Below are 18,690 nucleotides of genomic sequence, written 5' to 3'. Positions count from 1 at the left end.
AGAAGAACGTTCAATCTGCCGGCATCCGTCTCCGCGATTTCGAGTGGCCGACAGTGCAAGTACAGGTCGCCGTCTACGCCCTTCTCATCAGCTTGAGCGAGGCTGCAAGGCGCAAGCTTCGCTTCCCCGCGAGCGCGATGCCTTCGAACTCGCCGCTGTCTTCCGTGCAGGTCCCGGAGAAGCCGATCCCCACCTCGAGGCCGCCGAACACCGGGTTCTCGCCTTTCGCCGGCGTGTGCTCCTGGTTCAGCATCTCGCCCTTCCAGCGGCCGTCCGCCGAGGAATAGGAGCCTAGATAGTAGAAGAACGCATCGCCGCCGAGGATGCGGCCATCGATCAGGAGCATGACGCCGGAGAGGCCGGCCTCGACGCCATCGAGCGCACGCAGGCCCATCCCATAGAGTCCGTTGGCGATGCCGCCCTGCCCGATCGTGCCGCGCGGCGGCAGCGCGCCGTCATCGAGCCGCGTGAGGTTGGCCCAGAAAGGAGCGCCCGGCATGGTGTCCGCGCCGCCTTCCAAACGAATCTGGTTGCCGTAGAGCCGGCCGCGCGCTGCGATCGAGGCGACATCCGCACCCATCAGCGGCTTGTAGCTGGGGTCCAGATTGTGCCGCTCGGTGATGACCTGGGCGATGATCTCGCCGTCACGCTCGACATAGCTGCCAAGATGCGCAAAGCCCGAATTGCCGCCCAGCATCTTGCCGTCATGCAGGCACATGATGCTGCGGCCGAACCCGTCGTTGACGCCGTATTCAACCTTGTAGAGCCCGTCCAGCAATGCCCTGAATCCACAAATCGGAAAACAATTGTCGGCTACCTAGCATCGTCGCCGCACTGAAACCACCGGCTTTTCCGCGCAGCACCGGCCACGGAACGCACGTCCACCACGATGCCATCATGCCCCTGTTTTGCCCGACGAGTCTGAGCAAGAACTCGGCATTTTGGGGAGTTGATGTACGATTCTGTTCATGACGAATCGCACATTCAAGACGGGCGAGAGCCGAGAACAACTCAGTCTGCTTCCTGCGCGGGTTGAGGACTATGTCGGGGCGGACAACCCGGTCCGGGCGATCGAGAGCTTCGTTGGCGTCCTCGACCTTGCCAAGCTCGGCTTTCGCCACGCTGATCGCAAGGCCGAAGGGGTCGGCCAGCCGCCGTACGATCCGGCCGATCTGCTGAAGCTGTACCTTTACGGCTACATCAACCAAATCCGGTCGTCGCGTCGGTTGGAACGGGAAGCTGGCCGCAATCTGGAACTGATCTGGCTGCTGAAGGGATTGAAGCCGGGTTATCGAACGATCGCCAACTTCCGCAAGGAGAACTGGGCGGCTCTGAAGGAGGCCAACCGCAGCTTCGTGCTGCTGATGCGCGAACTCGGTCTCGTCGGCGGCAGCGTTGTTGCGATTGACGGCTCGTTTTTCCATGGCGACGCCAGCAAGGCCAGCGTCTTTACACGCAAGAGGCTTGCCGATCAGATCGCAAAGCTTGACCAGGAGATCGAGGCTTACGGCAAGTCCCTTGAGGACAATGATGCCGCAGAAGCCAGGAAGCCGGGCAAGGATGGGCCCGACGGCGGCGGCGGAGATAGCGGCGACATCGGCGCGAAGGTCGCGGCGCTGATGGCCAAGCGCTCGCGCGCACAAGCTGATCTTGCTCGACTGGAAGAGAGCGGCCAGACGCAGCTGTGCCTGACCGATCCGGATGCCCGGCTTCTGGTCAAGAGCGGCCAGGGGGTCGCAGGCTACAATGTGCAGACCGCCGTCGACGACAAGCACAAGCTCATTGTCGCCAGCGAGGTGGTCAACGACAGCAGCGATGTCGGCCAGCTGCATGCGATGGCCATCGCGGCAAAAAAGGCCCTTGAGGTCAAGTCCCTCCAGGCGCTGGCTGATGAGGGGTATTACAGCAGTCTCGAGCTGAAGGCCTGCGAGGACGATGGCATCACGGCCTATGTGCCGGTGCCGGAGGGCAACGCTCGGCTCGAGAAGGAAGGCCGCTTTGCCCTCAAGGATTTCGACTATGACGGTGCATCCGACACCTACCGTTGTCCCGCCGGCCAACTGCTACATCCGATGAAGAGCAGGCAAAAGAACACCAGTGGCCGCATCGAGATCCGCTACGCGGCGCGTGGAGTGATCTGCAGGACCTGCCCGCTCAAGGTCCGCTGCCTCGGCTCAAACGCAGCCTACCGGACGATCGGTCGCTGGGAGCATGAAGACGTTCTTGAACGCCATCGCGCGCGGATGCAAGGCGCAGGCGAACTGATGCGCCGTCGCTCTGGCATCGTCGAGCATCCGTTTGGCACGCTCAAATGCCGTGCCGGCTATCGTCATTTCCTGGTCCGCGGCTTCGACAAGGTCCGCGGCGAGTGGAGCCTGATGGCGCTTTGCTACAACTTCACTCGCGTGCTCAACATCCTTGGGTTCGACACGTTTCTGGCCGCACTCGCAAAGACGCTTGCTCCTTGCCGATGCACCCTCGCAGCCCTCCTGCAGGGCATAAAGGTTGCTCTAGCGACCTTCTGGCGAATATTTCAGTCCCCGCTGGCAATCACCCCATCCGCTACGGCCTAGGACCGCCAACGAACCAATTCTTGCTCAGCCTCGACGGGTCAAATCGACTTCGCAAAATCCGCATGCGTGTGATTTCAACGGCTTGGCTACTGTGCATGGGGTTGTTTTGTCGACTTTTGTCTCCGGATCGCGGAAAAGGCCCTCACGCGTCAGTGACGCTTGAAGTACTGCACCTCGCGCTCGTGCTTCTCGGCGGCTGCACGGCTCTTGAACGTGCCGAGATTACGACGCTTGCCGGTCTTCGGATTCACCTTGCGGGAATAGAGGCGGTATTCGCCCGATGCCAGTTTGCGGATCATGATCGCGCTCCGTTTTGTCCGGACGTCAACGACGTACGCGCGAGCCGGGTTCCGTCAGGTCCCGGCTCTGCTCAGAAGCACAGCGTGGTGACGAGCCTGCCCTGCTTGTCCTTGATCGCATAGGGACAGCGAATGCGCTCCAGCGCCTTCTTGGCGTCCTCATCGCCGAGCGCTGCGGCGCGCTCGTAATAGGCTTTCGCGGCGTCCTTGTCCTTCGGACCGCCGCGGCCTTCCTGCGCGAAGGCGCCCATCCGCTCCAATGCGCCGGGATGGTTTTGTGCCGCCGCCTTCTCGAACAGTGCACGCGCCGCGGCGTCGTCCCTGGCACCGCCCGTGCCTTCGGAGAGCATCAGGCCGAGCTGGTACTGCGCTTCCGCGTTGGTCTCGGCAGCCTTGCCGAGCAGCGCGCGTGCCTGCGCGGGATCGGCCGGCGCGGCACCACCTGCGCCGCCGAGCGCGGCGAGATTGCTGACGCCACGGGGATTGCCGGCCTGCGCCGCCTTCTCGAACAGCTTTCGCGCTTGCGCTTCGTCCTTGGCGACGCCCGAGCCGGTGGCATAGACGACACCGAGCTCGACCATCGCCGCGCTCGATCCCTTGTCGGCGGCCTTGCGCCAGGCCGCGATCGCTTCGGCCGTCTGCCTGTTGGCCGCATAGGCGCGGCCGAGCGCGAACATGGCGCGCCGCGAGGATGGCGCGGCCTGCCTGCAGAACTTGATGGCGGTCGCGATGTCGGAGGACGCGATCTCCGCCACGCCCTTCACGTCCGCCGGCTTGTCGGGATCGCTGGGATCGCCAGCGACCCGGTCGCATAGAACGAGATCGGCCGACTGCGCCTGCGCCGTCAGGGGCACGGCGAGCGCGAAGAGCATGGCAAGGAGGTAAGTCCGCATGGTCATCACGTTGCGTCTCCGCCTCGGCAAATTCAAGGCTCAAGTCCCGACTGGCGCAGGACGGGGGCGACCTCCGGCGACGCCAGATGGCGCAGCAAGCGATCCGCGGAGTCGGCATGTTTCGCGTTCGTCATCCGGCCGGCGGAGAACACGGCCGGCGTCTGCAAATCGTGCGGGATCTGGCCGACGACCTCGATGCCGCCGACCTGCTTCAGCTCGCTGATCTGCTGCACGGCGAGGTCCGCCTCGCCGGTCACGAGCCGCTCCGCCGTAAATCCCTGCTCGACGATGGTGGCCTTGGCGTTGATCTCCGCCGCGATCCCCATCCGCGCGATCAGCTGGGCGAAGTACACGCCGCTCGCACCGAGCCGCGAATAGGCGACGGACCGCGCTGCGAGCAGGGTTGCGCGCAGCGCCGCCTCGCTGCCGATACCGGGGCGCGCCTGCCCGGCCCGCACGGCGATGCCGACGAAGGACCGCGCCAGGTCGGCCGCGCTCCCGGCAATCACGCGCCCCTCGCCGATCATCTCGTCGAGCCCTTCGCGGGTGAGGATGACGAGGTCGGCGCCCTCGCCCTCGCGCAACCGCTTCAGCAGCGCCAGGGTCGGCGCGAAATCGGCATCGACATGGATGCCGGTCGCAGCCTCGTAGGCAGACGACAGGCTGCGCATCGCGCCCATGAGGCCGAGCGTCGAGAGCATACGAACGTTTTCCATGAGCAGTTCCTGGCGCGATCAGGCGCGATGCATCAGCTTGAGCGCGGCGGTGAGGCGCAGGCTGCGCTTGCCGGCCAGCGCCGTCGCCTCCAGCACCACCTGTTCGCTGTCATAGCTGCCGGAGAAGCCGATGCCGACCTCATGGCCGCCGAAGATCGGATCGTCCTTGGCCGGCGTGTGCTCCTGGTTGAGAATCTGGCCCTTCCAGCGGCCGTTCGCGGCGGTGTAGCTGCCGAGATAATAGAACGACGCGTCGCCGCCGAGGATGCGGCCCTGGTTGAGCAGCATCACACCGGTGAAACCGCCGCCGAGACCGTCGAGCATCCGCAGATGGAGCGAGTAGAGACCATCGGCGATGCCCGCTTCGCCGACGCCGCCGGCGATCGGCACTTCGTCTTCGGTGATCGGCGTCATCAGCGACTGGAAGGGCACGCCGGGCAGCTCCTTGAGCTCGCCCTTGAAGCGGTAGAGATCGCCGTCGGCCCAGCCCTTCGCGATCAAGGTGGCATCGTCGGTGCCGGCCATGGCGCGGTAGCTCGGATCCGGGTTATGGCGGACGGTGTTGATCACGACGTCCACGCCCTCACCGGTCTTCACGTAAGTACCGATATGGGCGAAGGCCGAATTGCCGCCGAGCATCTTGCCGTTGCCGGCATGCATTACGCTCCGGCCGACGGCATCGCCGAGCTGAAATCTCACCTTGTAGAAGCCTTCAAACACCAGCCGTGTCCCCGGCCCTGCGCGCATCTGCGTCCACTATCCCGCGTTCGGCGGCGATCGACAAGTTTCGCGAAGCCGAGGTCGGCAGACACAGGAACCTTCCATCCAAATGCAAAAATCCGCCGGAGCCTTCGCTCCGGCGGATTGAGCTCCAACCCGGGCCAGCCCCCAGCCCGGGCCGGGAGGATCTTAGGCCGCAGCCTTCTTGTCGGTGGGCACGGAGGCGATCGTCTTCAGGATCTGCGAAGCGATCTGGTAGGGGTCGCCTTGCGAGTTCGGACGGCGGTCTTCCAGATAGCCCTTGTAGCCGTTGTTGACGAAGGAATGCGGAACGCGGATCGAGGCACCACGGTCGGCAACGCCGTAACTGAACTTGTTCCACGGCGCAGTCTCGTGCTTGCCGGTCAGACGCTTGTCGTTGTCCGGGCCGTAGACGGCGATGTGGTCCATCAGGTTCTTGTCGAAGGCGGCCATCAGCGCCTCGAAATACTCCTTGCCACCGACCGTACGCATGTACTCGGTCGAGAAGTTGGCGTGCATGCCGGAGCCATTCCAGTCGGTGTCGCCGAGCGGCTTGCAGTGGAATTCGATGTCGATGCCGTACTTCTCGGTCAGGCGCAGCATCAGGTAGCGGGCCATCCACATTTCGTCAGCGGCCTTCTTGGAGCCCTTGCCGAAGATCTGGAATTCCCACTGGCCCTTCGCGACTTCCGCGTTGATGCCTTCATGGTTGATGCCGGCAGCGAGGCAGAGGTCGAGATGCTCTTCGACGATCTTGCGGGCGACGTCGCCGACGAACTTATAGCCGACACCGGTGTAGTACGGGCCCTGCGGCGCCGGATAGCCGTATTCCGGGAAGCCGAGCGGACGGCCATCCTTGTAGAAGAAGTATTCCTGCTCGAAGCCGAACCAGGCGCCGGCGTCGTCCAGGATGGTGGCGCGCTTGTTGGACGGATGCGGGGTCTTGCCGTCCGGCATCATGACTTCGCACATCACCAGCACCCCGTTGGTGCGCGCACCGTCCGGGAACACCGCGACCGGCTTCAGCACGCAATCGGAGCTGTGGCCTTCGGCCTGCTGGGTGGAGGAGCCATCGAAGCCCCAGAGCGGAAGCTGCTCGAGCGTCGGGAACGACGCGAATTCCTTGATCTGAGTTTTGCCGCGCAAATTCGGAGTCGGCGTGTATCCGTCGAGCCAGATGTACTCGAGCTTGTACTTGGTCATTGAGCCTCTCTGTAGATGATGCGAAAGGTTGGGGGCCTGGAGGCCCCCGCACGTTTTGTACCCGGCCATCATCGGCCGACGCTTTCCAAGCATTTTACGTGCCAAAAAGCCGCAGGACGGGCGGTTTTCCACCGCGGCCGACCTCCCCACGTCGCCGGCGAACCACTCACGGCACTGTGCGTCATAGCCGCGCACCTTCACGTGAAGCTGCACTGCAAAATTCCTCGGAAAACGCCCGATTCTGGAGCAGCTAGCATGGTCCCGGAAGTTGCCGACTAAACGCGCATCAACGTCCGGCAATTTTCGCAAACTATCCGCCCCCTGCCCCGCAACCTTCGGAATGGCCCATGCGTTGGTCAAAAGGGATCGTGCCTTAGACGATGCAGAAGGCTGCCTGCCCACAAATTGGGCGGAAACTGATTTCCTTTTCAGCACTTTCCAATCCGGGAAGCCCGGCCGATATGGGGATTCCAGTAACCACAATCGAACGAGTCGGGCGCACCATGGAGGCCAAGGCGCTTCGACCAAGGAGAAATCGTAATGATGAACAATGGTCTTAGTCACGGATCTGCGAAGATCTACCAATTCCCCGTCGGCGGCCGTGCGGCGCTCGGGGGACGCCGTTATGGCGAGACCCGCCTTCCTGCCGATCACGCCTCGCTGCCCTCGAACGTCTCGATCTGCAGCGACAGCTGGTATCATCAGGATGCGGTCGACGAAGCCAAGCCGAAATGGGATCGCTGATGCCAGCCACGGAACTGACAGTGCCGGGCTTTCGCAAGCGACCGGCGACGGTTTGAAAAAGGGTCGAAACAACGGCGTTTCGGCCCTTTTTTAATTCCAGCGCCCCCGGCTAGATCCCGGGCTTTTCGACCACCGCGCATGCCGTGACCGGCCGCTTCAGGTGCTTGACCGTGGCAGGTCCGGTCTTGGGAATCCTCAGCGTGACTCCCGCCCCCGAATAGCGCGCCCCCGAAACCGCCAGCCGCTTGGCGAGCGTGACGGGCTCGCCATCGATCTGGAGGAAGGCGCGCTTGTCGTAGTCATAAAACCCGACGATGAACTGCGTACCATCGGCGCAGCGGTAGGTTTGGAAGGTCTGCGCATCGGCCTGCCGCGCACCGGGCATTGCGCCCGCCAGCATGCTGACCGTTAAAGCAATGGCCTTGTGCCGGCCCATGATCTCCCCCTGTAATAGACCGCAAGGACGCCAAACGTGTATCCAGTGGAACCATAACCCAAGCTGATCCCATGCAAGACTCCTCGCTGAAGGACTCCCCTGCCCGTCATCTCGCCCTCCAGGGTGCGAGCAATTTCCGCGACCTCGGCGGCTACCCGACCATGGATGGCCGCACCACACGCTGGCGGCACATTTTCCGCTCCAACCATCTCGGCCAGCTCACTGCTGCCGACATCGAGGTCGTCCGGGCGCTGGGCGTGCGCAGCGCCTTCGATTTCCGTGGCCTGGAGGAGCGCGCGGCCGGCATCTGCGTCGTGGACGAGATCACGGTGCATTCGCTTCCGATCGAACCGACCGTCGTGGCCGGGCTGCGCGCCGAGCTGGCGAAGGGCACGCTGACCGCGGTCGTGGCGCTCGAGCTCATGCGCGAGTCCTATCGCAATTATGTCCGCCACAACACGCACAGCTTCCGTGCGCTGTTCGGCCATCTGCTGGAAGACCGCGCGCCGCTGGTCATCCACTGCACCGCCGGCAAGGACCGCACCGGCTTCGCCAGCGCGCTGATCCTGCATGCGCTCGGCGTGGCGGACGAGGTCATCGCCGAGGATTATCTCTTGACCAACCGGCACTACAAGCGAGACCCGTCGAACGCCTCCGATCTGCCCGCAGATGTTCTCGACGCGATCGGCAGCGTCGAGGCCTCGTACCTTGCAGCCGCTTTCGAGGCGGTCGGCAGCGAATATGGCGATCTCGAAACCTATTTGCGCGACGGGCTCGAGCTCGGCACGGCAGAGCGAGACGCGCTGAAGGCGCGCTATCTGCAAGCGTGATCAGGGCTTCACTTCGGCCGCTAACCAGCCCGCCGAGCTGGTCGCATCCGTAATCGCTTTGCACAAGGCTTTGGAAAGCTGGAGCGTGCTCCAGTCGCTCTGATGAAGCATGTCGGGCTGATCGGTCGGATCGAGCATCTGCTCGAATGACACGCCGTTCTGCACATGCCAATGCCGCATCAAGGCCCAGCGCTGAAACAGGTTCACCTTCGCGGCTCTTGCGATCTCGCGGATCGCCGACACGATCTCTTCGGAGAGCTCGGCGTAGTCGTCCCGAAGCATGGCGGTCACGTATTGCGGATCGATCAATACGACATCCATCGCAGGCTGACGCGACTGAAGCAATCGCTGCACCCCTTTGGTGATCGCGCCGACGACATCCTTGAACTTGTACTTCTCCTTGTGAAAAACAGCATTCGTTCCGACCTGCCAGAGCACCAGCGACGGGGCGTCGCGAAAGATGTCGGGATTGAACCGCTCGAGTTCTTCCGGCGCCTCCTGACCACCCTTGCCACGGTTGAACACGTCGATCCGCACGTTCGGTAACGGTTCTGCGTAATGCCGCCTCAGATACATTTCGAGACGATAGGGGTAAGGCACAACGTCCTCCCGCCCTGCCGTCGAAGACGACCCCATTGCCACGACACGAACTGGCTCTTGTCCGTGCAGCGCGTCGTAGAAATTTCGCAGCGGATATTCGAGCTTGATGATGCCTTGGGGAAAGTCCACGGCCGGCAGACTCTCGGACATATCAATCCCCTCGCGCGATCCAAGGTTGCAGCGACCATTCAGCCTTGAAGCCGCCGCCATTGCAAGTCCAATTCGGACCGCGCAAATAGTCGGCGCAGTTTTCGACGGACGGAGAAGCACCGTGCAGGGAAAAGTTATCATCGTGACCGGCGCGCTCGGCGCACTCGGCACGGTCGTTGCCGAGGCCGCGCTGGCGCGCGGCGCGCGCGTTGCCGGCATCAACCACGCGCCTTCGCAACTGTCAGCGACGCACGAACGCATCGAGATCGGCGGTGTCGACCTGTCCGACGCAGCGCAAGCGAACAACGCCGTTGAGACGGCCGCAAATCATTTCGGCCGGCTCGACGCACTGATCAACATTGCCGGCGGCTTCGCCTTCGAGACCGTCGGCGACGGCGACATGAAAACGTGGCAGCGCATGCATGCCCTCAACGTGCTCACCGCGCTCAATGCCTCGCGCGCGGCGCTGCCGCACCTCGCCGGGTCCAAGGCGGGTCGCATCGTCAATATCGGAGCGATGGGCGCGCTCCAGGCCGGCAGCGGCATGGGGCCCTATGCGGCCTCGAAGGCCGGCGTGCATCGCCTCACCGAGGCGCTCGCCAACGAATGGAAAGGCAAGGTCACCGTGAATGCCGTGCTGCCCTCGATCATCGACACCGCGGCTAATCGCGCCGACATGCCGAAGGCCGATTTCTCCAAATGGGTGACGCCACAGGAACTCGCCGAGGTGATCCTGTTCCTCGCCAGCGATGCCGCAAGCGGTGTCACCGGTGCGCTGATCCCGGTGGGCGGGCGGATGTAAGTCGAAGCTTGTCGGCAGCATCCGAGCGGCTGTGATTCAATCTGGACCGAGAAGGCCCTAGACTGCTCCCGACTGATTCTCCGATCGGACGCTCCCTTGGAAACCGCACTCTATCTTCCCGTCAAACGCTTCCTCGAGGAGCTTGGCTTCACGGTCAAGGGCGAGATCGGCGGCTGCGATCTCGTCGGTCTCAGCGCCGGCGATCCGCCGGTCGTGGTCATCGGCGAACTCAAGCTTGCCTTCAATCTCGAGCTGATCCTGCAGGCGGTCGACCGTGCGCCGGCCGGCGACGAGGTCTGGATCGCGGCGAAGATGTCGGCGCGTGGCAAGGGACGCGAGAGCGATGCGCGCTATCGCAATCTCTGCCGCCGTCTCGGCTTCGGCATGCTCGGCGTGACCGATCGCGGCCAGGTCGAAGTGCTGGTGAAACCGCCGACTGCGGCGCCACGCCGCGAGCCGAAGGTGCGCTCGCGCCTCGTCGCCGAGCATCAGCGGCGCCAGGGTGATCCCGTGCTCGGCGGCAGCACCCGCGCACCGATCATGACGGCCTATCGGCAGCAGGCTCTGGCCTGCGCGTCGGCGCTCGCCGAAGGCCCAAAGCACGTGCGCGAACTGCGGGAACGCTGTCCCGATGCCGGCAAGATCTTGCTTAACAATGTGTATGGCTGGTTCGAACGCACTGAGCGGGGGATTTACCGGCTCACCGAAGCCGGAGACGCAGCCCTGAAGCGCTGGCCTCAGCAACGGGTGGAGGTCGTTGCAGGTGCTGTGTCCCGAACGGTGCATAGCTGAGCTGCCACACCGATTTCATATTGCAATGCAACATTCAGGGCACTAGGTATCCCGGCATCAAAACGAGGCCGTTATGAGCGCAGACTGGAACACCAAATATGGCACGCGGCGCGTGCGCCACGATCCGCCCACCCTGGACGAGGCGATCTTCGCCGCCGTTGGTATCACCGACGATCAGGCGCAGCAGGCCGAAATCGCCGCAGCCTTGATGGGAATGCCGCTCGACGTCGTCCAAGCCGAGGTGAAGAAGCAGGCCCGCACCAACAGCCGTATCACTGCCACGCGCGTCATCGCCGGTGAACAGGGCGCGCAGCGCTCCGTGGTGGTCGAGCGCCGCGTCGTCCGCCGTTTCGGCAACGACAAGCGCACCGGCACCTGAGCGTTCACTTCACTACCCGGAATACGAAAGCGGACCGGCCGTGCCGGTCCGCTTTTTGATTCCTGTCCGTTATTCTCAGGCTATGCGGCGCGATTGCCGTACATGCTCGAGATCAGCTTCCAGCAAGTGCTGTTGAAGCTGAGAAGAGCGCGTCCGGCGATGAACGGCGAGGCCGCGAGATCGGCGAGCTCGGCCTCAGGTGTCTTGGCGAGGTCGATCGTACCGGTCGATTCGCCCTGGCGGAAAGCCAGATGCGCCCCAAACTTCCTGGCGAGCGCCCGCATCGCGTGGTTCTCGGCGCCTGTGGTGATGCGCAGCTGCTTGTAGCCTTTCCAGCGCGCCTCCGCGATCAGACGACGGAACAGCACCGTGCCGACACCCTGGCGACGTGCGGAAGCTTCCACGCTGAAGGCGACCTCGGGCAAGCAACCATCTTCCGGGGGATGCAGCTCGGCCGCGCCGCGGACCACGCCATCGACGATATAGGCAACGATCACGGTGCCGTCCTCGGCGCAGCGGGCGGCGTAACGCTCGATGAAGCTGTCGTCGAGAAAACCGTTGAAACGGTCGTGTCGGCTGCCGGCATCAAGCCTCAGCAGATGGTCGCGCAGGAGCGGCAATTCTTCCTGCTGGATCAAGGTCCGTACATAGCCGGGAGCGGTGCGGACCGTCTCTTCAAGTACCACGTCAGAACTCCTCTTGGTGTCCCTCGAGGAGGCGTTCGAATCCCTAGGCCCCCTATATTGTGCATCGCACCATAATTTTCAAGGCGGGGACCTGCCCAAGTTAGAGGCACCGGAAGCGACTAATTCGTTAATAAAATCAAGCTCCCCGTGGTCCTACAGAACCAGTTGCGTCTGGGTCACCACGGCGACCAGCTTGCCGTCCTCGGTTTCCAGCCGGGTGGTCCAGATCTGCGTCCGGCGACCACGATGAATCGGAGTGGCTGTGGCGATGACCATGGCTCCCTCCTTGGCCCCGCCGATGAAATTGGTCTTGCTCTCCAGCGTGGTCGTGCCTTTGGCGTCCTCGGGCAGATTGATCACGGTCGCCGCCGCGCCGACGGAATCGGCCAGCGCCATCACTGCCCCGCCATGGATGGTATGGTGAAGCGTGCAGAGATCGGGCCGGACCGTCATCCGCGCCACCACGCGGTCCTTCTCGGCCTCGACGAACTCGACGCCCTTGAGCTCGGCGAACGGCATCTTCATCGCTTTAAGTCTCTCGAGCGGCGTCATCACATCTCCTCCCAATTGCTTGTTGTCTCAGGGTGAATTGCTTCGCGCGGCAAAGCAACGACCTCCGAGGTAAGGACGGTGCTGACATATGCACCGCGTTCGCGCATATGCTCCCTCCATGCGCCACTTCCCGCCCCGCCGCGTCGTCTGTCTCACCGAAGAGACGGTCGAGACGCTCTATCTGCTCGGTGAGCAGGATCGTATCGTCGGCGTCTCCGGCTACGCCGTGCGCCCACCGCAGGTACGGCGCGAGAAGCTGCGGGTAGCGGCTTTCGTCTCCGCGGACATCCCGAAGATCCTGGCATTGGAGCCGGACCTCGTGCTGGCGTTTTCCGATCTCCAGGCCGGCATCGTCGCTGACCTCGTCCGCGCCGGCATCGATGTCCACGTGTTCAACCAGCGCGACATCGCAGGGATCCTGGCGATGATCCGCACGCTCGGTGCACTGGTCGGAGCCGCGGGGTGCGCGGAGCACCTCGCACAAGGTTTCGAGCGGCGCCTCGCGGCGATCGCAGCAGCGCCCCGCCCTTCACCGCGGCCAAAAGTCTATTTCGAGGAATGGGATGATCCGTTGATCTCGGGCATCGGCTGGGTCTCCGAGCTGATCGAGATTGCCGGTGGCAAGGACGCCTTTCCGGAATTGCGCCATCGGCAGGCGGCGAAGGATCGCATCATTTCACCGGACGCCGTGCGTGAGGCTGCGCCTGACGTGATCCTCGCATCATGGTGCGGCAAGAAGGTCGTGCCCGCCCGCATCAAGCAGCGCGACGGATGGAGCGGAATCCCGGCTGTACGCGACAATCGCGTCGTAGAGATCAAGTCTCCGGTGATTTTACAGCCGGGACCCGCCGCGCTGACGGACGGACTCGATGCGATCGTGGCGGCGTTGTGGGGGTGAACGCGCCCAATCTGTTCGTCGCAATGACGTCTGAGGAGTCGTCTTCCTCACGTCACCGCGTTGACAATCTGGTACTCCGGCCGACGCCAGACCTCGCCGACGATGACATCCTCGATGATCTCGGCCGCCTTCATCACTTCGCGCTCGCCGACATAGAGCGGCGTAATCCCAAACCGCATGATCTCGGGGGCGCGGAAATCGCCGATGACACCGCGGGCGATCAAGGCCTGCATCGCGGCATAACCACCATCGAAAGCGAAGGAGACCTGGGAGCCGCGACGTTCATGTGCGCGCGGCGTCACCAGCTTCAGGGATGGGCAGCGGCGCTCGACCTCGGCAATCAGGAGATCGCCGAGCGCGAGCGAGCGCGCGCGGACTTCGGCGAGGTCGACGCGGTCCCAGATGTCGAGCGAGGCCTCCAGCGCCGCCATCGCCAGCACCGGCGGCGTGCCCACGCGCATGCGCTCGACGCCGCCGGCGGCGGCATAGGCGAGCTCGAACGCAAACGGCTTCGCATGGCCCATCCACCCAGACAGCGCGGCGCGAGCGCTGTCGGCGTGGCGCGGCGCGACGTAGAGGAAGGCCGGCGCGCCGGGACCGGCATTGAGATATTTGTAGGTGCACCCCGCGGCAAAATCGGCGCCGCAGCCCGCGAGATCGACCGGCAGCGCACCGGCCGAATGCGCGAGATCCCAGACAGTGACGATGCCGAGAGCATGCGCTTTCGCCGTCAGTCTCGCCATGTCGTGGCGGCGGCCGGTGCGGTAGTCGACCTCGGTGATGTAGAGCACCGCGACCTCCTCCGACAACGCGGCCTCGATCTCCTCCGGCGGCACCAGGCGCAATTGATGGCCGCGCCCGAGCGTTTCGATCAGGCCCTCGGCCATATAGAGATCAGTCGGGAAGTTGCCGGTATCCGACAGGATCACCTTGCGCGAGCCATTCATGTCGAGCGCGGCCGCGAGTGCCTGATAGACCTTGAGGGACAGCGTGTCTCCGACCATCACCGAGCCGGCAGCAGCACCGATCAAGCGCGCGATGCGATCGCCGACGCGGCGCGGCTGGACGTACCAGCCGGCGGTGTTCCAGGCGCGGATCAGCTCGTTGCCCCATTCGGTCGTGATGACGCGATTGACGCGCTCGGCGACGCCCAGCGGCAGCGCGCCGAGCGAGTTGCCGTCGAGATAAATCACGCCGGCAGGCAGATGAAACAGAGCCTTGGTGTCGTCATAGACGCGATATCTGGTCATGGGCATTTTCTATAGAATCGTACGCACGCGCCAGAGTTCGGGAAATAGCTCGACCTCCAGCATGCGCTTGAGATAGCTGACGCCGCCAGTGCCGCCGGTGCCGCGCTTGAATCCGATGACGCGTTCGACCGTCGTCACGTGGTTGAAGCGCCAGCGGCGGAAATAATCCTCGAAATCGACCAGCTTCTCGGCCAGTTCGTAGAGCATCCAGTGCGTCTCCGGCGCCTCGTAGACGATACGCCAAGCCTGCAGCACGCCCTCGTTGAAGCTGTGCGTCTCGCGAACATCGCGCGCCAGCACCGCGGCAGGCATCTTGAGCCCGTTGCGGTCGGCAAGCCGCAACACCTCGTCATAGAGGCTTGGCGCCGCGAGTTCAGCTTCGAGCAGCTTCGTCGTCTCCGCATCGTGCGCGTGCGTCTTCAGCATGGCGTGGTTGCGGTTGCCGAGCAGAAATTCGATCAGCCGGTATTGGCGCGACTGGAAGCCCGAGGATTGCCCGAGTTGCGAGCGGAAGCGGGTATACTCGCTGGGAGTCATCGTGCGCAGCACGTCCCAGGCGCCGTTGAGCTGCTCGAAGATGCGCGACATCCGCGCCAGCATTTTCATCGCAGGTTGCACCTCATCCCGCGAGATCGCACTTCGCGCCGCACTGAGCTCGTGGATGGCCAGCCGCATCCATAGCTCCGTGGTCTGATGCTGGATGATGAACAGCATCTCGTCATGCGCCTCCGACAGCGGATGTTGCGCTCCCAGGATCGCATCCAGCGCAAGGTAGTCGCCATAGGACATCCGCCGGGTGAAATCGGTCTCGGCGCCTTCGCTCGTGGGATCGTAATCGCTGGACGTCATGCCAGGTCCTTTCGATCGATCTTCCATGCTTCGTCAGTCGAGGCCGATCAGGCGGGCGGTGATCGGCGACGACGGATCCTTCAGTCCGTCGATCACGGTGAAATGGTTGAGGCCGGGATCAATGACGAGGTGGGTCGGCACGTCGAAAACCGGTCCAGACATTGGCCATCAGATCTGACTGGCGGATGAATTCGGGCCGCTCGCTGCCGCCGACCCAGGCGGTCACAGGCGAATGCCCGCGCGGCAGATGCAACGCCGCGCTTTCCAGCGTCGCCTCCTCGATCGTCATGCGCAGCGTCTCGTTCATCTTCGTCTTCAGCAGCGGACGCAGATCGTGCAGGCCGCTGATCGAGAGCGTGCCGGCGATGCGGTCGTAGACCGCGGACTCGAGGCCGCCGTCTTCGCACAGCATGCGCGTGACGAGATGGCCGCCGGCGGAGTGGCCCGCGAGCCGGATCGGCCCCGAGACCAGCGAGGCCGCCTTGGCGATCGCGGCCGCAATTTCCGCGGTAATATCGGAGATGCGCGCGGCCGGCGCCAGCGTGTAGCTCGGCAGCGCGACCGTCCAGCCCTGATGGCGCGCGCCTTCGGCGAGATCGGTCCACGTCGATTTGTCGAAGCGCATCCAGTAGCCGCCATGAACGAATACGACGAGACCCTTGCTGTCGCCGTCGGGCAGGATCAGGTCGAGCTTCTGGCGCTCGCCAGCGCCATAGGCGATGTCCGGGCGAAACTCCTTCAGCCCGTCGCGGTAGGCCGCCGCCCGCTCCGCCCACAGCGCCGGCATCTTGTCCGAGCCCGGGATATGGGCCGAATTGGCGTAAGCGTCATCCCAATCGCGCATTGCTGCTCCTGAGGACCCGTCCAGCGAACCGGACACCAGTCTGCCACCGGCACGGCCGGCATCCTAGTCTTTATTTTAAGCTTAAAGCATCTGGATGCGCCCCAGTTTCGGGCAGCGCGAGCCCCGACGGCGACGCCGTAGGATGGGCAAAGCGACAGCGTGCCCTGCTTCTCTTTCGAGGTTGAAGAACGGATGGTGGGCACAGCGCAAGAGCGCCCTTGCCTACCCTACAGGACTATCACCGTCATTGCGAGCGCAGCGAAACAATCCAGTCTGTCTCCGCGGCAACAGCCTGGATCGCCTCGTCGCAAGGGCTCCTCGCAATGACGGCGGAGAGGCCTACGTTTTCTCCAAGCCACACCATTCCGCGATGAACAGCGCCATCGCCTTGGTCGTCTTCTTCAGCGACTCCAGGTCGACGAACTCGTTGAAGCCGTGCATCTCGCCTCCACTGGCCCCAAAACACAGGCTCGGAATGCCGTGGTTGAGGCCGTAGAAGCGCGTGTCGGTCAGCGCGGTGAAGACGAGGTCCTCTGGCATGCCGCCATAGACCTTGTTGAAGGCCCTGCCGAACGCAGCCTCAGGCTCCGCCGCGTCGGTCAGTTCATAGCCTTCCGACAGGAAGCCCGACCATTCGATCTCCGGCGGATTGTTGGCGAGGAAGCGGTGGTTTCGCGCTGCAGCAGCAACGCAAGCCATGATCTCCTTCTGGTGATCGGCGATCGACCAGCCCGGCAATACCGCAATCCGGCAGTCGACGTCGCACCAGGCCGGCACGCTCGAGGCCCAGTCGCCGCCCTTGATGATGCCCGGGTTGAAGTTGATGGGATGATTGAGCGTCTTGAAATGACGGTCGGCCTTGGCGCGCTCGTTCCATTCGATCTCGAGCTTTTGCAGTGCCTGGATAAGGTGATACGCCGCCATGATCGCGTTCGCGCCCGAACCGGCGAAGGCAACGTGAGTCGGATGCCCCTTCACGCGCAGGCGAAACCAGATCACGCCAACCTGCGAGCGCACCATCTTGCCACCGGTCGGCTCCGGAATGAAGCAGGCGTCCGCGCGATAGCCGCGCTGCAGCGTGGAGAGTGCGCCCACGCCGGTGCTCTCTTCCTCGATCACCGATTGAAAATGGATCCGCGCCGTCGGCCTGAAGCCGGCAGCCTTGATCGCGTCCAGCGCATAGAGCGCACCGATCGTGCCCGACTTCATGTCGCAGGCGCCGCGGCCGAACATCTTGCCGTCCTTGACGACCGGCGTGAATGGCGGCGTATCCCACAATTCCAGCGGGCCGGCCGGCACCACGTCACAGTGCCCCTGCACGATCAGCGATTTGCCGCCATTGGTCTGCGGACGGTAAGTACCCACCACGGAACGAGCCTTCGAAAAATCGTGCTCGATCGGACCGAAGCCGCGCAGATCCTTCAGATCGTCGACATTGATGTGCCAATCGTCGACCTCGTAGCCACGTTGCCGCAGGAGATCGCCGATCATGTCCTGGCACGGCCCCTCCGCCCCGCGGGTGGAAGGGATCGCGACGAAATCGCGGGTGGTTGCAAGCTGAGCTTCGAAGCCGCTATCGACGGCATCAAGAATTCTCTGCTGCGTTTCGGCATTCATCAGGGCAACTCCAGGCATTTCAATTCAACGGTTCCCAAGGAGTGCGCAAACTAGCCGATTTCAGCCGTTCGGGTACTCCACAAAATAAGCATCCCGCAATGCATCTTCGAGCAGCCGGCCTTCGGAATAGCCATTCAGCGTCGCAGGCCGGCTCACACCGTCAAGCAGGCGCGGGCACGGCTCTGGGGCGCCGAGTACGGTGCGGACAGGAATGCGCTCCGCATAAATCGGCAACTCATAGTCCTCATCGTCGTCAGCGACACCCTTGGCGCGGATCTTGGCCGAGGCCTCCTCGATCTCCATGGCGATGAAGGACGTTGCCTTGATCTCCTGCGTGGTGCTCTGGCGCAGGCCGGCGGTGCGATCCGGAAAGAAGCGGTCGACCATGGCGATCACCGCCCGCTCCTTCTCCTCGGGGTCGGTGACGAGATAGGCCGTGCCGAATGCCATGACCGCGCGGTAGTCGGCGGAATGGTTAAAGCCGCAGCGCGCCAGCACGAGGCTGTCGAGATGGGCGACCGTCAGGCAGACGCGCTCGCCCTTGGTCTGGTTGCGCAGCATGCGGCTGGCGCTCGAGCCGTGCCAGTAGAGCTTGGTGCCCTCGCGCCAGAAGAAGGTCGGCGTGCAATAAGGCTGGCCGTCGATCACATAGGAGACGTGGCATAGCATCGAGGAATCGAGGATGCGATGGACCGTGGCGTGATCGTAGAAGCCTCGGTCGTGCCGGCGTTTCACCTGGTTGCGCGCCGACATCGGATAGGAATTTGAAGTCTCGGTCTGGCTCACGGCCGCTCCTGATCGGATTGGAAGAATTCCAGAGCCGTTGTACCCGCGCA

General features: G+C 63.7%; 21 protein-coding genes and 1 pseudogene. 7 read left to right on the top strand and 15 right to left on the bottom strand.

Annotation, left to right across the window (positions count from 1 at the left end):
* Positions 1-73: 73 nt before the first annotated feature.
* Positions 74-778, bottom strand: coding sequence for a hypothetical protein (locus ABIG06_RS29000; RefSeq protein ID WP_124158964.1), 705 nt, complete (start codon positions 776-778; stop codon positions 74-76).
* A gap of 190 nt (positions 779-968) precedes the next feature.
* On the opposite strand from ABIG06_RS29000, the gene ABIG06_RS28995 reads away from it, so the two are divergent.
* Complete coding sequence (locus ABIG06_RS28995) at positions 969-2,573, top strand: IS1182 family transposase (RefSeq protein WP_370134232.1); 1,605 nt, start codon at positions 969-971, stop codon at positions 2,571-2,573.
* 149 nt (positions 2,574-2,722) lie between these two features.
* On the opposite strand, the gene ABIG06_RS28990 is transcribed toward ABIG06_RS28995, so the two are convergent.
* From ABIG06_RS28990 to ABIG06_RS28970, 5 genes are all read right to left on the bottom strand, one after another.
* Positions 2,723-2,872 carry a hypothetical protein gene (locus ABIG06_RS28990; RefSeq protein WP_007609497.1) on the bottom strand — a complete coding sequence of 50 codons (150 nt, stop codon included), beginning with the start codon at positions 2,870-2,872 and terminating at the stop codon, positions 2,723-2,725.
* A gap of 71 nt (positions 2,873-2,943) precedes the next feature.
* On the bottom strand, positions 2,944-3,765 hold the full coding sequence (locus ABIG06_RS28985) for a tetratricopeptide repeat protein (protein WP_370140933.1): 822 nt from the start codon (positions 3,763-3,765) through the stop codon (positions 2,944-2,946).
* Between the two features lie 32 nt (positions 3,766-3,797).
* On the bottom strand, positions 3,798-4,481 hold the full coding sequence (locus tag ABIG06_RS28980) for a substrate-binding domain-containing protein (RefSeq protein ID WP_370139490.1): 684 nt from the start codon (positions 4,479-4,481) through the stop codon (positions 3,798-3,800).
* 18 nt (positions 4,482-4,499) lie between these two features.
* Complete coding sequence (locus ABIG06_RS28975; protein ID WP_370140932.1) at positions 4,500-5,201, bottom strand: GrlR family regulatory protein; 702 nt, start codon at positions 5,199-5,201, stop codon at positions 4,500-4,502.
* Positions 5,202-5,390: 189 nt separating this feature from the next.
* Positions 5,391-6,425: a glutamine synthetase beta-grasp domain-containing protein gene (locus ABIG06_RS28970; RefSeq protein WP_124158961.1), complete on the bottom strand. Its 1,035-nt coding sequence runs from the start codon at positions 6,423-6,425 to the stop codon at positions 5,391-5,393.
* Positions 6,426-6,965: 540 nt separating this feature from the next.
* On the opposite strand from ABIG06_RS28970, the gene ABIG06_RS28965 reads away from it, so the two are divergent.
* The gene (locus ABIG06_RS28965; protein ID WP_061876531.1) at positions 6,966-7,169 is read left to right on the top strand and encodes a DUF2735 domain-containing protein; all 204 of its coding nucleotides are present in this window, start codon (positions 6,966-6,968) and stop codon (positions 7,167-7,169) included.
* Positions 7,170-7,278: 109 nt separating this feature from the next.
* On the opposite strand, the gene ABIG06_RS28960 is transcribed toward ABIG06_RS28965, so the two are convergent.
* Positions 7,279-7,605, bottom strand: a complete 327-nt coding sequence (locus ABIG06_RS28960) for an MliC family protein (RefSeq protein WP_124158960.1) — start codon at positions 7,603-7,605, stop codon at positions 7,279-7,281.
* Between the two features lie 86 nt (positions 7,606-7,691).
* Between ABIG06_RS28960 and ABIG06_RS28955 the strand changes: the two genes are divergently transcribed.
* On the top strand, positions 7,692-8,435 hold the full coding sequence (locus ABIG06_RS28955; protein WP_370140931.1) for a tyrosine-protein phosphatase: 744 nt from the start codon (positions 7,692-7,694) through the stop codon (positions 8,433-8,435).
* On the opposite strand, the gene ABIG06_RS28950 is transcribed toward ABIG06_RS28955, so the two are convergent.
* Positions 8,436-9,185 (bottom strand): SGNH/GDSL hydrolase family protein, encoded by a 750-nt coding sequence (locus ABIG06_RS28950; RefSeq protein WP_370139489.1) that lies wholly within the window; start codon positions 9,183-9,185, stop codon positions 8,436-8,438.
* Positions 9,186-9,306: 121 nt separating this feature from the next.
* Between ABIG06_RS28950 and ABIG06_RS28945 the strand changes: the two genes are divergently transcribed.
* The 3 genes from ABIG06_RS28945 (at position 9,307) to ABIG06_RS28935 (ending at position 11,158) form a co-directional block, all read left to right on the top strand.
* Positions 9,307-9,987: an SDR family oxidoreductase gene (locus tag ABIG06_RS28945; RefSeq protein ID WP_370139488.1), complete on the top strand. Its 681-nt coding sequence runs from the start codon at positions 9,307-9,309 to the stop codon at positions 9,985-9,987.
* Positions 9,988-10,083: 96 nt separating this feature from the next.
* Entirely contained in the window at positions 10,084-10,779 is a 696-nt protein-coding gene (locus ABIG06_RS28940; RefSeq protein ID WP_370139487.1) for a DUF2161 domain-containing phosphodiesterase, read from the top strand.
* A gap of 73 nt (positions 10,780-10,852) precedes the next feature.
* Positions 10,853-11,158 (top strand): hypothetical protein, encoded by a 306-nt coding sequence (locus ABIG06_RS28935; protein WP_028182079.1) that lies wholly within the window; start codon positions 10,853-10,855, stop codon positions 11,156-11,158.
* Between the two features lie 80 nt (positions 11,159-11,238).
* On the opposite strand, the gene ABIG06_RS28930 is transcribed toward ABIG06_RS28935, so the two are convergent.
* A complete protein-coding gene (locus ABIG06_RS28930; RefSeq protein ID WP_370139486.1) occupies positions 11,239-11,844 on the bottom strand; it encodes a GNAT family N-acetyltransferase in 606 nt (201 codons plus the stop codon).
* Between the two features lie 153 nt (positions 11,845-11,997).
* Positions 11,998-12,396, bottom strand: a complete 399-nt coding sequence (locus ABIG06_RS28925; RefSeq protein ID WP_370139485.1) for a PaaI family thioesterase — start codon at positions 12,394-12,396, stop codon at positions 11,998-12,000.
* Positions 12,397-12,514: 118 nt separating this feature from the next.
* On the opposite strand from ABIG06_RS28925, the gene ABIG06_RS28920 reads away from it, so the two are divergent.
* Complete coding sequence (locus ABIG06_RS28920; protein WP_370139484.1) at positions 12,515-13,294, top strand: cobalamin-binding protein; 780 nt, start codon at positions 12,515-12,517, stop codon at positions 13,292-13,294.
* A gap of 47 nt (positions 13,295-13,341) precedes the next feature.
* On the opposite strand, the gene kynU is transcribed toward ABIG06_RS28920, so the two are convergent.
* The 5 genes and pseudogenes from kynU to ABIG06_RS28895 form a co-directional block, all read right to left on the bottom strand.
* Positions 13,342-14,544, bottom strand: a complete 1,203-nt coding sequence (gene kynU / locus ABIG06_RS28915) for a kynureninase (RefSeq protein WP_370139483.1) — start codon at positions 14,542-14,544, stop codon at positions 13,342-13,344.
* A gap of 9 nt (positions 14,545-14,553) precedes the next feature.
* Entirely contained in the window at positions 14,554-15,393 is an 840-nt protein-coding gene (gene kynA, locus ABIG06_RS28910) for a tryptophan 2,3-dioxygenase (RefSeq protein ID WP_370139482.1), read from the bottom strand.
* A gap of 33 nt (positions 15,394-15,426) precedes the next feature.
* Positions 15,427-16,237, bottom strand: a pseudogene (locus ABIG06_RS28905) (alpha/beta hydrolase).
* A 339-nt stretch (positions 16,238-16,576) separates the two neighbouring features.
* Positions 16,577-17,854 (bottom strand): ArgE/DapE family deacylase, encoded by a 1,278-nt coding sequence (locus tag ABIG06_RS28900; RefSeq protein ID WP_370139480.1) that lies wholly within the window; start codon positions 17,852-17,854, stop codon positions 16,577-16,579.
* 60 nt (positions 17,855-17,914) lie between these two features.
* Positions 17,915-18,640 carry a pyridoxamine 5'-phosphate oxidase family protein gene (locus ABIG06_RS28895; protein ID WP_370139479.1) on the bottom strand — a complete coding sequence of 242 codons (726 nt, stop codon included), beginning with the start codon at positions 18,638-18,640 and terminating at the stop codon, positions 17,915-17,917.
* Positions 18,641-18,690 lie beyond the last annotated feature (50 nt).

Source organism: Bradyrhizobium sp. USDA 326, from assembly GCF_049739485.1.
In the GTDB taxonomy this organism is placed as follows: Bacteria; Pseudomonadota; Alphaproteobacteria; order Rhizobiales; family Xanthobacteraceae; genus Bradyrhizobium.
The sequence above is the reverse complement of the archived record's forward strand: the minus strand, read 5'-3'. Positions and strand labels throughout refer to the sequence as shown.